The organism is Pseudomonas sp. R11F (assembly GCF_050312575.1).
GTDB lineage: Bacteria > Pseudomonadota > Gammaproteobacteria > Pseudomonadales > Pseudomonadaceae > Aquipseudomonas > Aquipseudomonas palleroniana.
The window spans coordinates 100849-115009 of sequence record NZ_JBNPJU010000077.1 but is presented as its reverse complement, the minus strand read 5'-3'; the positions used below and the strand labels follow the sequence as shown (position 1 = coordinate 115009).

The window sequence follows — 14161 nt, the reverse complement described above, 5'->3', positions numbered from 1 at the left end:
CCGTGGGAATGATCAGGGCGGGTTCAGCGCCGCCCAGCCCGCGTACTTACATCCACCCACACCGCCAGCACCAGAATGCTGCCCTTCACAATCATCTGCCAGTAACTGTCCACATCCAGCATCGACATACCGTTGTCCAGGCTGGTAATCACCAACGCCCCGAGCAACGCGCCATACACCGTGCCCGAACCGCCGCGCATGGACGTGCCACCGATAAAGCACGCAGCAATGGCGTCGAGTTCGCCCATGTTGCCCGCCGACGGCGAACCGGCCGCGAGGCGGGCGGTGTTGACCAGGCCGGCGAGGGCGCACATCACGCCCATGATGCCGAAGATCCATAGCTTCACCGCCTGTACGTTGATACCCGACAGGCGCGTGGCTTCCATGTTGCTGCCCACCGCGTAGACGCGACGACCGAACACGGTCTGGCTGGTGACGTAGCTGAACACGCCGAGCAGCACCAGCAATAACAGCACCGGCACCGGGATGCCGTCGTAGCTGTTGAGGGTGGTGACGAACCCGGCCAGCACCACGCCGATCACCCCCACGCGCAACCCATCACGCACCCGCGAGTGCGCCGCCAGGCCATGCAAGGCGCGGTTGCGCCGCTGCTTCCAGGTGAGGAACACGGTCAGCGCAAACAGCAGCACGCCCAGGCCGACTCCTACCGTATGCGGTAAATAGCCCTGGCCCACGTACACCAGTGACGGCGATACCGGTGCGATGGTGGTACCGCCGGTGATCCCCAGCAGAATCCCGCGAAACGCCAGCATCCCGCCCAAACCTACGATAAACGACGGGATACGCAGGTAAGCCGTCATGTAGCCGTTGGCCAAGCCGATCATCAGCCCGCACAAGGCCACCAGGCTCAGGTTGGCCAGCAGCGGAATGTGGTACACCACGTCCAGGATCGCCGCGAGCCCGCCCAGCAGCCCGAGCAATGAGCCCACCGACAAATCGATCTCGCCGCTGATGATCACCAGCACCATGCCGCAGGCCAGGATTCCGGTGATCGACATCTGCCGCAGCAGGTTGGACAGGTTGCGCGGCGTCACGAAGCCGCCTTCGGTCTGCCAGCTGAAAAACAGCCAGATAAACGCCACGGCGATGACCAGGGCCAGCATTTTGTAGCGGGTAAAAAGGTGTTTGACCTGATTCATCTACGCGGTCTTCCGATCATGATGGTTTTGGCTGAGCGCGGCGGCGAGCACCTGTTCCTGGGTGAGGTCTTCATTGATAAAGTCGCCACGCAGTTGCCCGTCGCCGATCACCAGCACGCGGTTGGACACGCCCAGCACTTCGGCCAGTTCCGAGGAAACCATGATGATCGACACGCCTTCGGCCGCCAGTGCGCCCATCAATTTGTAGATCTCGTACTTGGCGCCCACGTCCACGCCGCGTGTGGGCTCATCGAGGATCAGCACCTTGGGCTTGGCCATCAACATCTTCGCCAGCACGGCTTTTTGCTGATTGCCACCGGACAGGCTGGTGATCGACAGCGACGGGCTGGCCGTCTTGAGGTGCAGGCGGGCGATCTGTTGCTCGATGCTGCCCAACTCGGCTTCGGCATCGATGCGCGTCAGGTATGAGTAGGTTTCCAGCACGGTCAGGGTGATGTTCTGGCCCACCCCGAAATCCGGAATGATGCCTTGGCGCTTACGGTCTTCGGGCACCATGCACAGCCCCGCGCGGATCGACTTGAGCGGCGTGCGCGTGTCGACCGGCACGCCGTCCAGCCATACTTCGCCGCTGTAGCGGCCGGGGTAGGCGCCGAACAGCGCCGATACCAGTTCCGTGCGCCCGGCGCCCACCAGCCCGGCGATGCCGAGGATTTCCCCGCGCCTGAGCACAAAGGAAATATCGTCAACGCGTTTGCGCTTGGGGTTGTCGACGTCATAACAGGTGACGTTGCGTGCTTCGAAAATCACTTCGCCCACCGCGTGGGGTTCGGTGGGGTAGAGGTTGTTCATCTCGCGGCCGACCATCTGGGTGATGATCCGCGGGATATCCATGTCGGCCATGGCGGTGGTCGCGATGTGTTTGCCGTCGCGGATCACGGCAATGGTGTCGCACACCGCTGCCACTTCATCGAGCTTGTGGGAGATGTACACGCAGGCCACGCCCTTGGCCTTGAGGTCTCGGATGATATCCAGCAGCACCTCGATTTCCGACCGGGTCAGGGCCGAGGAGGGCTCATCGAGGATCAACAGACGTGCCTGTTTGTTCAGGGCCTTGGCAATTTCCACCAGTTGCTGGTAACCGCCGCCGTATTGCGACACCGGCAACGCCACGTTCATGTCCGGCACCTTGAGCTCGCGCATCAAGGCTTCGGCGCGGTGGAGCATGGCCGGGTAGTTCATGCGCCCGCCGGGCAAGGTCAGCTCGTGGCCCATGAAGATGTTTTCGGCCACCGACAGGTCAGGCACCAGGGTCAACTCCTGGTGAATGATGACGATGCCGGCGGCCTCGGTTTCGCTGATGGACTGGGCCTTGAGCGGTTGCCCATCCCAGAGGATTTCACCGTCCCAGGTGCCGTGCGGATAGACCGCCGACAGCACCTTCATCAAGGTGGATTTACCGGCGCCGTTCTCACCGCACAGGCCGACACATTCCCCCGGCCGCACGTTGATATCGATACCGTTCAGGGCGGGCACACCGCCAAAGGTTTTGACGATGCCGCGCATTTGCAACAGGTAGTCGGACATGACCATCATTGCCCGGCAATCTGTGCCTTGGTATAGAACCCGTCCTTCTCCAGCAGATCGATATTGGCCTTGGTCAGCGGGGTGGGCGTGAGCAGGATGGTGTCGACCTTTTTGCTGCCGTTGTCGTATTGCGAGCTGTAGCTAGGTTTTTCATTGCGCGCCAGTTGTACCGAGAGCTTGGCCGCCTCGGTGGCGATCAGCTTGAGCGGCTTGTACACGGTCATGGTCTGGGTGCCGTCGAGCACGCGCTTCACGGCGGCCAGGTCAGCATCCTGCCCCGAGATCGGCACCTTGCCGGCCAGCTTCTGTGCGGCCAGGGCCTGGATCGCACCGCCGGCGGTGGCGTCGTTGGAAGCGACGATGGCGTCGATCTTGTTGTCGTTACGCGTCAGGGCGTTTTCGACGATGCTGAGGGCCTCGGTAGGGTTCCATTCCTTGACCCACTGCTGGCCGACAATCTTGATGTCGCCCTTGTCGATGGCCGGTTGCAGCACCTTCATCTGGCCTTCGCGCAGCACCTTGGCGTTGTTGTCGGTGGGGGCGCCGCCGAGCAGGAAGTAATTGCCCTTGGGCGCCGCTTGCAGCACGCCGCCGGCCTGCATCTCGCCGACTTTTTCGTTATCGAAGGAGATGTACGCGTCGATATCGGCATTGAGGATCAGGCGATCATAGGACACCACCTTGATCCCGGCCTTCTTGGCTTCGGCGACGGCGTTGGTGAGTACGGTCGCGTTGAACGGCACGATGACGATCACATCGACACCACGGGAGATCAGGTTTTCGATCTGGGAAATCTGCTTCTGCTCGTTGGCGTCGGCCGACTGTACAAACACTTTGGCATCGAGCTTTTCGGCTGCCGCCACAAAGTAGTCGCGGTCGCGGGACCAGCGTTCCAGGCGCAGGTCGTCGATGGAAAAGCCGATTTTCGGGTGAGCGGAATCAGCCATCACCGGCAGGGCGAGCAAGGCCAGGGCCGAGGCAAGGAAGGTGCGTTTGAATGACTTCATGGTGGTGCGTCCTTTTATTGTTGTAATAAGACTCTGTAGTGAGCGGGCAAGCCCTAATGCCTGTCAGTTAAGCGATAGAGCAGACGATGGATAACCTGTGGGAGGGGGCATGCTCCCGATGGACTGCGTAGCAGGCCCATTTTTGAGGCCGCTGCGCGGCTTATCGGGAGCAAGCCCCCTCCCACAATGACCGCGTTAAGCCTTAACTGACTGGCATTAGGGCTTGCCCGCTCACTACAATCAGCCGTAGATAAAGCGGTTCACGACACCTTCGAGCATCTCCTGTCGCCCGCTCACAGCCTGCGGGTTCAGCTCATTGGCAAATGCGTGCTCGGCCAGGGACTCCAGGCTGTACTCGCCGGCCAATACGGCCTGGCCCAGCGGCTGCCGCCAACCGGCATAACGCTTGTCCTTGAATTGTTGCAAGCGGTCGTTCTGCACCATGGCGGCTGCGCGCTCCAATGCCAGGGCCAAGACATCCATGGCGGCCACGTGCCCGTGGAACAGGTCGACTTCGTCCAGGCTTTGGCGACGGACCTTGGAGTCGAAATTGTAGCCGCCATTCTTGAAACCGCCGGCCTTGAGGATTTCATAAGTGGCGAGGGTCATTTCCTCGACGCTGTTGGGGAACTGGTCGGTGTCCCAGCCGTTCTGCGGGTCGCCACGGTTGGCATCAATGCTGCCGAAAATGCCAAGGGACACGGCGGTGGCAATCTCATGCTGAAAACTGTGCCCGGCCAGGGTCGCGTGGTTGGCCTCGATGTTCACCTTGATCTCCTGTTCCAGGCCGTACTCATGCAGGAAGCCGAACACCGTGGCGCTGTCGTAATCGTACTGGTGCTTGGTCGGCTCCTGGGGCTTGGGCTCGATCAGCAGGTCGCCCTTGAAGCCGATCTTGTACTTGTGCTCCACCACCATGCGCATAAACCGGCCGAGCTGCTCGCGCTCGCGCTTGAGGTCGGTATTGAGCAGTGTTTCATAGCCCTCGCGGCCGCCCCACAGCACGTAGTTGGAGCCCTTGAGCCGTAAGGTGGCGTTCATCGCACTGCACACCTGGGCGGCCGCATAGGCAAACACCTCCGGGTCCGGGTTGCTGGCGGCGCCGGCGGCAAAACGCGGGTTGCTGAAGCAGTTGGCGGTACCCCATAACAGCTGGATGCCGGACTGTTCCTGGTGGCGCTCCAGGTGATCGACCATCTGCGCAAAGTTATGGCGATACTCCTTGAGCGAGCTGCCTTCGGGGGCGACGTCCGTATCGTGAAAGCTGTAGTAATCGATGCCCAGTTTGGAGAAGAACTCAAAGGCGGCCTGCGCCTTGCCGATCGCCAGCTCCATCGGCTCGCCGTTGCGCTGCCAGGGCCGCTTGAAGGTGCCCTGGCCGAACACGTCCGAGCCCGGCCACACAAAGGTGTGCCAATAACAAACGGCCATGCGCAAGTGCTCGCGCATGGGTTTGCCGAGGATCAGTTTGTTGGCGTCATAGTGGCGGAAGGCGAGGGGCGCGTCGCTGTCGGGGCCTTCGAAGCGGACCTTCTCGACACCAGGGAAATACTGCATGGCGTTTTCCTTATTGTTCTTGGCGGTGTCTGGATACTAGCAACGGCGTTGGGCCCGCCGATTATGAAAATCACCAAGGGAGGGTGCGATTTTGAGTGGCGGGGTTTAGTCTGTGGCGACTGGCCTCAGGACAAAAACAATGAAAACCCTACCGCCCGTTCACCGTATCGCCCTGTTGTTCAACGGCAGCAAAATCTACGATCGCGGCATCATCGCCGGCATCGGTAACTACCTGAGCAGTACCCGTGCATCGTGGGATCTGTTTCTGGAGGAAGACTTTCTGTGCCGCCTCAAAGGCATCGAGCATTGGCAGGGCGACGGCATCATTGCGGATTTCGACGACCCGCTGATCGGCGAAGCGCTGGCCGGGAGCCGCTTGCCGGTGGTGGCGGTGGGCGGCTCCTACGAGGATGTGCGTGCCTACCCCAAGGGCATTCCCTATGTGGCCACCGACAATCATGGCCTGATGAAGCTGGCGTATGAACATTTGATCGAGGCGGGGTTGACCCGGTTTGCCTGTTTCAGCTTGCCGCCGGCCCAGGCCAACCGCTGGGCGCAGGAGCGCGAAAAGGCCTTTCGCAGCCTGCTGACGCGTGATGGTGTGCCGGTGGAGATCTATCGCGGCCTGGGCACCAGCGCACCGCTGTGGGACAGCGCGGTGGAGCAGCAGATTGCCTGGCTGGAAAGCCTGCCCAAACCCATCGGCATCATCGCCGTCACCGACGCCCGTGCCAGGCAACTGCTGCAAGCCTGCCTGACGGCCGGGATCGCCGTGCCGGAAGAAGTGGCGTTGATCGGCATCGACAACGACCCGCTGACCCGCACCCTCACGCGGGTGCCGCTGAGTTCGGTGATCCAGGGCACCGAGACCATGGGCCGTACCGCCGCCGCCCTGTTGCACCAGATGCTGCACGGCAAACCCTGCGCCGGTACGCAGATCCTGGTGCCGCCGGAGGCGATCAACGTGCAAGCCTCCAGCCTGCACCAACCCTTGGGCAACCCCTACGTGATGCAGGCGTTGCTGTTTATCCGCCAATACGCATGCCAGGGTATCAAGACCGCCCAGGTGGCGGCCTATGTGGGCGTATCACGCTCATCCCTGGAGTCGCACTTTCGCAAGGAACGTGGCTGCAGCGTGCACGACGAGATCCTGCGCTTCAAACTGGCGGCCGCCGCCAAGGGCCTGGAGAACCACCGCGTGGCGATTGCCGAGGTTGCCGCACGCTGCGGCTTCAAATCGGCGCAGTACCTGCACACGGTGTTTCGCCGGGAGTTCGGCTGCACGCCACGCGAATATCAGCAGGGCGCGGCCTAGAACACGGCTTTGACCTGCAACCCCACGACCAGCGCGTTATCGATGTTTTCACCCGAAAACGCGCCCGGCTCGATGATGTATTGCACATCCGGGCGCAGGGTCAGCCAGGGCGTGGCCTGGTAGCCATAGCTGAGTTCGATCAACTGCTCGGCATTGTTCAGGTCGGGATACTCGGTCCCCGCCTTGAAGGCCGCCAGTTCCTGTACGTCACGGCTGCGAGGGTTCGGCACCGCACGGCCGTAACCCAGGGCGACGGTATCGCGTGGCCGACCTTCGAAGGGCTTGTACAGCACCAACCCTGCGCCGTACCACTTGCTGAACGGCGACGCCGCTTCACTGGCTGCCGAGTACTGGCCGAAAGCATGCAGCGTGCGCCCGGCGGAGGCCTCGGAGGCCCACACCGCCTGGTCGATCAGCAGGTAATGGCCGCCACGCCCGTTGACCTCTTTATTGCTGCCGATGCGTTTGACGTTGGAGCTGTCGTAGTAATAACCCAGCTTGTACTCACCGGGCAGCGGGCCTGCGTGTTTGTACACCAGTTCGATCGGCACCACGGTGCCGGTGGTGTGTTTCGGGTCCAGGCGCCAGGCACGGCTGGAGTTACCGTTGCTCTCGGGGTCGACGTTGAAGGCTGCGACGCGCAGTTGCCAGGACGGTGAAAAATCGTATTTCACGCGGGCACCCAGGCGCGCATTCGGGTAGTTGGTCCAGCCGCTGCCGCCGGACATGTTCAGCGGATGCCCGCAGAAACCGGCGTTCATGAAGTTGCACAGGATGCCGCTGTCCAGGCCGCCGAGGTCATTGCCCATGGCCATGTAGCCCAGCTTGATGTTAAGCGCCGGGGTGAACAGCGTGCGTTCGTAGCTCAGTTCGGTGAGGCGGGTGTAGAGGCCGCCGTAGTTTTCCTGGATCGGCAGGCGGTTACCCACCAGATCCTCGGAGGCGCTGTTGCCGCGACGGTCATTGATCGTGACCTGGATGCGGTCGCCATGGTTGAAGCCGTAGAGCTTGCCCAGGTCGAACTGCACGCCGAGCTTGATGTTCTGCGAGTAGCGTGCCGCACGGTGTTGGCCGCCGTCGGCGTTGTAGGCGGTCTCGCCGCTGTAGTCGCCGGTGAAGCGAATGCCTTGTTCGTCGAGTTCGCGGCGCAGGCCGCCCCAGTCGCCGGTCAAGGTGGTGTCGTCGGCTTGTGCGGGCAGCGCGGCGCCAAAGGCCAGGCCCAGCAACAGGCGCCCAATGGACGTAGGAGAAACGGGGAGCATGCAGGTTCTTCCAAATAGAAGGCGCGGTGCCGAAGCACCGCGCAGACAGAGGGTTGTCAGGGCAGGGCGTAGGCGATCACGTAGTCGCCACGGTCGGTGGACTGGCGTGCGCCACCTGCGGTGATGACCACGTACTGCTTGCCGGTTTTCGGCGAGACGTAGGTCATCGGGCCACCCTGGCTGCCGACGGGCAGGCGGGCTTTCCAGATTTCTTCACCATTGCCGCTGTTGAAAGCGCGCAGGTAGAAGTCCTGGGTGCCGGCGATAAAGATCAGGCCGCCCTGGGTCGACAGCGTACCGCCAAGGGTCGGCAGGCCGATCTTGATCGGCAGGTGCATGCGGATACCCAGCGGGCCGGTGTCTTCCACGGTGCCGACCGGTACTTGCCAGGCGACTTTCTGGGTCTTCATGTCGATCGCGGTCAGGGTGCCGAACGGCGGCGCCTGGCACGGAATGCCGGCCACCGACAGGAAGCGGTTTTTGTTCACCGCGTACGGCGTGCCCTTGAGCGGTACCGCGCCCATGCCGGTGTTGAGTGCTTCACCGCCGGACGAGGCCTGGGCCTTGTTCTGCGACGGGATCATCTGGATCCACAGGCCCAGGCGCATGTCGTTGACGAAGATAAAGCCGTGCACCGGGTCGGTGGAAATACTGCCCCAGTTCATGCCGCCCAGGGAACCTGGGAAACTCAGCGATTTATCGGTGCCCGGCGCGGTGTACAGGCCGTCGTAGCGCATGCCCTTGAAGTCGATGCGGCACAGCAACTGATCGTACGGCGTGGCACCCCACATGTCCGCCTCGGTCAGGGTTTGCGCGCCGATCTGCGGCATACCCACCGATTTGGGCTGGGTCAGCGAGTAAGGCTCGTTGGGGATGTTCGCCGCCTTGACGGGCACTTCCTTGACGTCGGTCAGCGGCTTGCCGGTGGCGCGGTCGAGCACATAGATCTGCCCGGCCTTGGTGCCGATCACCACCGCGGGCACGGCTTTGTCGCTACCCGGCGGGGTGAAGTCGATCAGGCTCGGCTGCATCGGCAGGTCGAAGTCCCACAGGTCGTTGTGGACGGTCTGGTAGACCCATTTTTCGCTGCCGGTGGAGGCATCCAGCGCCAACACCGAGGCGCCGTATTTATGGTTGAGCTGGGTGCGTTCCACGCCATAGATATCGGTGGAGGAACTGCCCATTGGCAAGAACACAGTGTTCATCAATGGGTCATAGGACATCGGTGCCCAGCTGTTCGGCGTACTGCGCACATACGTGCTGCCGGCTGCAGGAGCTTGCTTGTCTTCGGGGTTGCCCGGGTCGAAGGCCCAGCGCATTTTGCCGCTGATCACGTCGAAGCCCCGGATCACGCCGCCGGGCATGTCGGTCTGCACGTTATCCGCCACGCGCCCGCCGACCACCACGGTGGTGCCGGCCATCAAGGGCGCCGAGGACAATTGGTAGTAGCTGTCCGGTACATCGCCCAGCCCGGCTTTCAAGTCCACCTGGCCATGGGTGCCGAAGTCTTCGCAGAATTTACCGGTGTCGGCATCCACGGCGATCAGGCGCGCATCAATGGTGTTGGTCAGCAGGCGACGCTGGCATTGCGCATCGGCCGGTACGCTGGCGGCGAGGATCGGCGAGCTGTTGGGCTGCGTCGGTTGGGCAATCGGCGCGGTTGCGTCGAAATACGCCATGCCACGGCAGCGCTGCCACACCGCCGACTTGGCGTTGATCTCGTTCTTCCACAGCTCTTTGCCGGTGTCGGCATCCAGCGCAATCAGGTTGTTGTGGGGGGTGCAGATAAACACCTTATTGCCGATCTGCAACGGTGTCAGTTGGTCTTCGGCACCGTTGCCGTCGCTGATCGCCACGTCGCCGGTGTGGTAGGTCCAGGCCACCTTGAGCTTATTGACGGTGTCGCGGTTGATCTGGTCCAGCGCGGCAAAGCGGCTGCCGCCTTCGGTATTGCCGTAGTGAGCCCAGTCTTTTTGCGCGTCGGCCGCAGCGACCGGCGTGATGCCAGGGCCTTGACCGGTCGACGCTACGCTTGGGTGGGCGACAAACATATTGCCTGCCGCAACCGCCACGCCCACCGCCAGCACGGCGGCAATCGCATAGGCGCCCCGTGCCGGCCGGTTGACCAGCAGCGGGTACACCAGCGCCACGACCACGCCGATCACCGCGAACATGAACAGTCGCGAGAACATCGGCCAGAACACCAGGCCCACATCCGCAATCGCCCACACGGCGGTCCCTACCAGGAACGTCGCGAACAACCAGGCGCCCGCCGGTTTGCGCTGGGCAATCAACAGCCCCGACACCGCCATCGCCAGACCGCCGATCAGGAAGTACCAGGAGCCGCCAAGGCTCACCAGTTTGGCGCCGCCCACGGCCAGCGCCACGCCGAGCAGGGCGATGATGACGCCCAGGCCCAGCAGGAGAAATCTAGAGGCGCCAGTGGCGCGCGATGCTCGTTTCATATCGATAAATGCTCGAAGGTGAGAGGCAGAGGCGCGATTTTAGCAATATAAGTAACCAGTTAGTACATTATGCTCGGTAATAGTCTGTTACCGGCTCGGCGATGATGCCCGGCGTCACGCCAGGGCATCCCGCTGCATGGATTGCAGGTTCTTCTCGATGGTCTCGCAGATGTTTTCCATCTGTATCTGGTGTTCGCTGGAGCGAAACGGGCTTTGCAGGTCGGTGCCGATGCGTTCGATCGCCAGCAGCATGAAGCCCACCACCGTTGAGGCCAGCGGGGTAAACCAGCCCAGGGATTCCACCAGGCCCACCGGCACGATCAGGCAAAACAGCGAAATGAACAACCGGGGGAAATACACGTAAGGGTAGGGCAGCGGCGTATTTGCAATCCGCTCCATGCCGCCCTGGCTGTTGGATAAATCCACCAGCGTCGACTCCAACCGCGCCAGGCGAATGCTGTCCAGACGCCCGGCCTGGTATTCCCGGGCCAGCAAGGTCGCCGAACCGGTGAGCAGGTCATTGGCAAAATTATTCGTTGCGCCGTTGCGCGCGAACTCGTCCGCGGGAATAAACGCACGCACCTCATCAGGGCAGGGGCGGCCCCTGAGGTGCGCCGCCAGGCAGTTCACGTAGGCGACGTGGCGACGCAACAGGGTTGATTTGATCGGGTTCACCTCTCCCTGGACATCATCGAGCAAGGTCAACACCTGGCGAGCGTAGCTGCGCGAGTTGTTGACCATCGCCCCCCACAGCGTGCGCGCTTCCCACCAACGGTTATAGGCGCTGCTGTTACGAAAGCTGATCAATACCACCAGGGCCGAACCCAGCAGTGTCAGGGGCATCAGCGGCAGGTTGATCTTGGCATTGAGAAACAGCATGAAATCCACCGTGACGGCGATATCCCACAACAGCAGCCAGAACAGCGACCAGCCCACATAACCCATGGTTTTGATGATCAAACGGTATTTCTTGAGGATCGCGGCTTTCAAATCAAGACCTCGCAGGGAACGGTTGGTAACAGTGCTCTGATTCGGACGTGCGCAGTCTGGGAAAGGTTCGCTGACCAATGCGTGAATGGAGTTATTCAATAAGTGCAAGGCGTAAATACGGGGGAAGTGTCACAAGAGTTCTCTGGATTGTGCGCAATCAGCGCCTTGGAACAACTTTGGTATTGATGATGTGTGGTCGACCAATCGCTGTACATTGCGCCATCAGGCAAAGCGCCATTACCTGAAGTTTTGCGACGTGATTTGTTGTGGGACCGGGTCACGGAAACTTCTGTGGCCGAGATCAGTGGAAGACAGTTGGTTGGTCAGGGCTCATTCATGCACGTCAGTTCGTTGAAGTTGGCTATATGTCACACGGCGCAGGAGCTCGAACGCCATGTGGATTTTGAACGTTCCATCCGGGCCCACTACACGGTGCAGTTGGGCCCCTATTCAAGACGGCCGTTCTTCTACAAGAGCGCACTCAAATACAGCCGTTTGATGGTGTCGTTTGCGCTGTTGAGTGAGTACTTCCGCAAGCCGACGCCGTTACTGTCCGAGGTCAAAACCTTTTGTGTGGCGCGCGGGTACTGCTCGCGAAACAGCCTGGAGTCGATCTTTTCGTTACTCCGCGCCCTGGGTTTCATGGAAGTCGCGCCACACCCGGAAGACAGCCGTTTCCGAGTGTATTCACCCTCGGAGGAAGCCTGTCGCGAAGTGCGCTTGATGCTGGCGTCGATTACCCACTCATTGACCCAGATGTGCCCGGATCGCGCCACCTTGCGGCAGATGCAGGCGCTGGATGACCAGCAGTTCCTGGCGACCTATTTCAAAGGCTTTGGTGTCATCCTGGCCGCCGACCTGACCGTCGATGTGTTGCTGCCCGAGTGTTACTGGCTGGTCAAGCGAGATGCCGGGCATATGTTGATGCTCGCCATCTACAACGATGCGTTTGCGCCGGACAATCAACGGGCGCGCTTTCGTTCGTCTTCCTACCTGGCCTTGGCCAAACAACTTTCAGTATCGAAAACCCACGTCATCCGAGTGGTTCAGGAGGGGGTCGAAAAGGGCTACTTCAAAGTCCACTCCAAGACCCGATTGGAAGTGCTGCCGCGATTTGCCAGCCTGGTCCGGCGGTTTATGGCGTTTTCATTTGCGGTGAGCGTGCATGCCGTTGAGATGGGAGCCTAAAAGATGCCTGCTCACTTGAAGTTGAGACCCAGAATGCGCCGGTTGCTCTCGCCGGCGGTCACCTGGGCCGAAGGGATAGGGATTGTGGCCTGGGTGGGCCAGTTGCTGATTCATCCGGGCATTGAGTTCGACGGTATCACCTTGTTGATCAGTATCTGCCTGCTGGTGGTGTGCCGGCTTCATTATGTGGTCGCGAACTTTCACCTGTGGCGGGCGCTGGGCATTGTCTACGTGGTGGTGCTGTCGGCAGGTTTTGCCTATGTCATCGAGGCTCAGGAAGCGTTGCGTATTTTTGTGCTGCCGCTGGCGGTCACACTGGTCATCAGCAGCGCCATCCTGTTTATCAGTGTTCGCGACTATCTGGTCTGCACGGCATTGGTGTGGCTGATCCTGTGGCCGTTGATGCAGACCGATAACTACGCTCAAACGCAGACCTACCTGTGGATGTTTTGCCTGTCGTCGGTGTCGATCGGCTTTGTCTTGAGCTTTTCCTATTTGAAGACCTTGCGTTCGGTACTGCTGGTGGAAAGTGAGTTCCGCGTGATGGCGGAGACCGACTATCTGACCTCCATCCTCAACCGCCGCGCGTTCATGCAATGCTTCGACAACCTGATCGCCGAGGGGCAAAGCGGCTACTTCCTGATGCTGGATATCGACAGTTTCAAATCCAAGAATGACCTTTACGGCCACGATGTCGGCGACAAGATCCTGTGTGCCATGGCCACCTGCCTGAGAAATGCCCAGGGCAGCCACAGTTTCGGCCGGATCGGCGGCGAGGAGTTCGGCGTGCTGTGGCTGGGCGATGACTCGGCGCTGGCCTGCGACTTTGCCCTGGACCTGTTGCAAGCGATCCGGCGCAGTGTCGCCGCGCCGCACAACTACACTTGCAGTGCGGGCATGGCGCGGTTTTCAGCGGGGGCGGAGCTGTCGGTGGTGCTCAAGAGTGCCGACAGGAATTTGTACAGCGCCAAGCGTAATGGCAAGGATCGCGTCTATCTGGAGGGCGAGCTGGTCGCCGCACCGTGTGGTGCGACGATGCTGTGAATTTACTCGATCGGGTAGCGTTTGAAGGCTGGATGCTGTTCCAACTGCTCGGCGTGGCGTTGCAGGTTGGCAAATGCGTCGGCTTTCACCACCGAGGGCACGGTGAATTGGCTGAAAGACCAGGCCACTGCCGCCGTCAGGGATGCCTGGGAGATCGCGTTACCGGCGGCCTGGCCCAAGTGTTTGTCGAGCAAGCCAAAGGCGGCCAGCAATTGCCCGCTGACCCGGTCGAGCCAGGGGGCGTGTTGCTTCTCGGCGGGGCGCAGGTTGTGCTCATACACGATCTGCACGCTTTTCTCACAGGCGGCCAGCGCCAGCCCGAGCAGTTGCAGATCGCGCGCACGTGCGGCGGGCGAGGGGGGCAGCAGCTTTTTGTCAGCCGGGGCCAGGGTTTCCAGATAGTCCAGGATCAGGCTCGAATCCATGAGTACCGTGCCATCGTCCAGCACCAGGGTGGGCGCCTTGACCACCGGGTTGATCTGGGCGAATTCGGTGTAAGTGCTGAACACCGAGAGTGCTTCATGGGTGAAGTCCACCCCGTACAGGTCCAGGGATATGGCCACGCGGCGTACGTAGGGCGAGTCCAGCATGCCGATCAGTTTCATGAAGCCTCCATTGCTTGCGGGTA

General features: G+C 61.3%; 11 protein-coding genes. 3 read left to right on the top strand and 8 right to left on the bottom strand.

Annotation, left to right across the window (positions count from 1 at the left end; genetic code table 11):
* Positions 1 to 23 precede the first annotated feature (23 nt).
* The 4 genes from ACQRBV_RS24875 to xylA all read right to left on the bottom strand — a co-directional run bounded on the left by ACQRBV_RS24875 (position 24) and on the right by xylA (position 5269).
* Complete coding sequence (locus tag ACQRBV_RS24875; RefSeq protein ID WP_090371873.1) at positions 24 to 1160, bottom strand: sugar ABC transporter permease; 1137 nt, start codon at positions 1158 to 1160, stop codon at positions 24 to 26.
* Positions 1161 to 2714 carry a D-xylose ABC transporter ATP-binding protein gene (gene xylG / locus ACQRBV_RS24870; protein WP_411984648.1) on the bottom strand — a complete coding sequence of 518 codons (1554 nt, stop codon included), beginning with the start codon at positions 2712 to 2714 and terminating at the stop codon, positions 1161 to 1163. It lies immediately after the preceding gene.
* Positions 2711 to 3712, bottom strand: a complete 1002-nt coding sequence (gene xylF, locus ACQRBV_RS24865; RefSeq protein WP_104993322.1) for a D-xylose ABC transporter substrate-binding protein — start codon at positions 3710 to 3712, stop codon at positions 2711 to 2713. The genes xylG and xylF overlap by 4 nt, the downstream gene beginning before the upstream one ends.
* Before the next feature lie 240 nt (positions 3713 to 3952).
* A complete protein-coding gene (gene xylA / locus ACQRBV_RS24860) occupies positions 3953 to 5269 on the bottom strand; it encodes a xylose isomerase (RefSeq protein ID WP_411984647.1) in 1317 nt (438 codons plus the stop codon).
* A gap of 139 nt (positions 5270 to 5408) precedes the next feature.
* On the opposite strand from xylA, the gene ACQRBV_RS24855 reads away from it, so the two are divergent.
* Entirely contained in the window at positions 5409 to 6584 is a 1176-nt protein-coding gene (locus ACQRBV_RS24855; RefSeq protein ID WP_060755418.1) for a XylR family transcriptional regulator, read from the top strand.
* Here the strand turns inward: ACQRBV_RS24855 and ACQRBV_RS24850 are convergent.
* From ACQRBV_RS24850 to ACQRBV_RS24840, 3 genes are all read right to left on the bottom strand, one after another.
* Positions 6581 to 7846 (bottom strand): carbohydrate porin, encoded by a 1266-nt coding sequence (locus ACQRBV_RS24850; protein WP_411984646.1) that lies wholly within the window; start codon positions 7844 to 7846, stop codon positions 6581 to 6583. The two genes, ACQRBV_RS24855 and ACQRBV_RS24850, sit on opposite strands and share 4 nt — an antisense overlap.
* A gap of 56 nt (positions 7847 to 7902) precedes the next feature.
* Entirely contained in the window at positions 7903 to 10311 is a 2409-nt protein-coding gene (locus tag ACQRBV_RS24845) for a glucose/quinate/shikimate family membrane-bound PQQ-dependent dehydrogenase (RefSeq protein WP_411984645.1), read from the bottom strand.
* A gap of 114 nt (positions 10312 to 10425) precedes the next feature.
* Positions 10426 to 11301: a bestrophin family protein gene (locus ACQRBV_RS24840; protein ID WP_090371861.1), complete on the bottom strand. Its 876-nt coding sequence runs from the start codon at positions 11299 to 11301 to the stop codon at positions 10426 to 10428.
* Positions 11302 to 11637: 336 nt separating this feature from the next.
* Here ACQRBV_RS24840 and ACQRBV_RS24835 point away from each other — a divergent pair, with 336 nt between their 5' ends.
* Together ACQRBV_RS24835 and ACQRBV_RS24830 are read left to right on the top strand one after the other, a co-directional pair.
* On the top strand, positions 11638 to 12489 hold the full coding sequence (locus ACQRBV_RS24835) for a hypothetical protein (RefSeq protein WP_411984644.1): 852 nt from the start codon (positions 11638 to 11640) through the stop codon (positions 12487 to 12489).
* A gap of 3 nt (positions 12490 to 12492) precedes the next feature.
* Positions 12493 to 13533 carry a GGDEF domain-containing protein gene (locus tag ACQRBV_RS24830; RefSeq protein ID WP_411984643.1) on the top strand — a complete coding sequence of 347 codons (1041 nt, stop codon included), beginning with the start codon at positions 12493 to 12495 and terminating at the stop codon, positions 13531 to 13533.
* A gap of 2 nt (positions 13534 to 13535) precedes the next feature.
* On the opposite strand, the gene ACQRBV_RS24825 is transcribed toward ACQRBV_RS24830, so the two are convergent.
* A complete protein-coding gene (locus tag ACQRBV_RS24825) occupies positions 13536 to 14138 on the bottom strand; it encodes a glutathione S-transferase family protein (RefSeq protein ID WP_090371855.1) in 603 nt (200 codons plus the stop codon).
* Between the last annotated feature and the right edge of the window lie 23 nt (positions 14139 to 14161).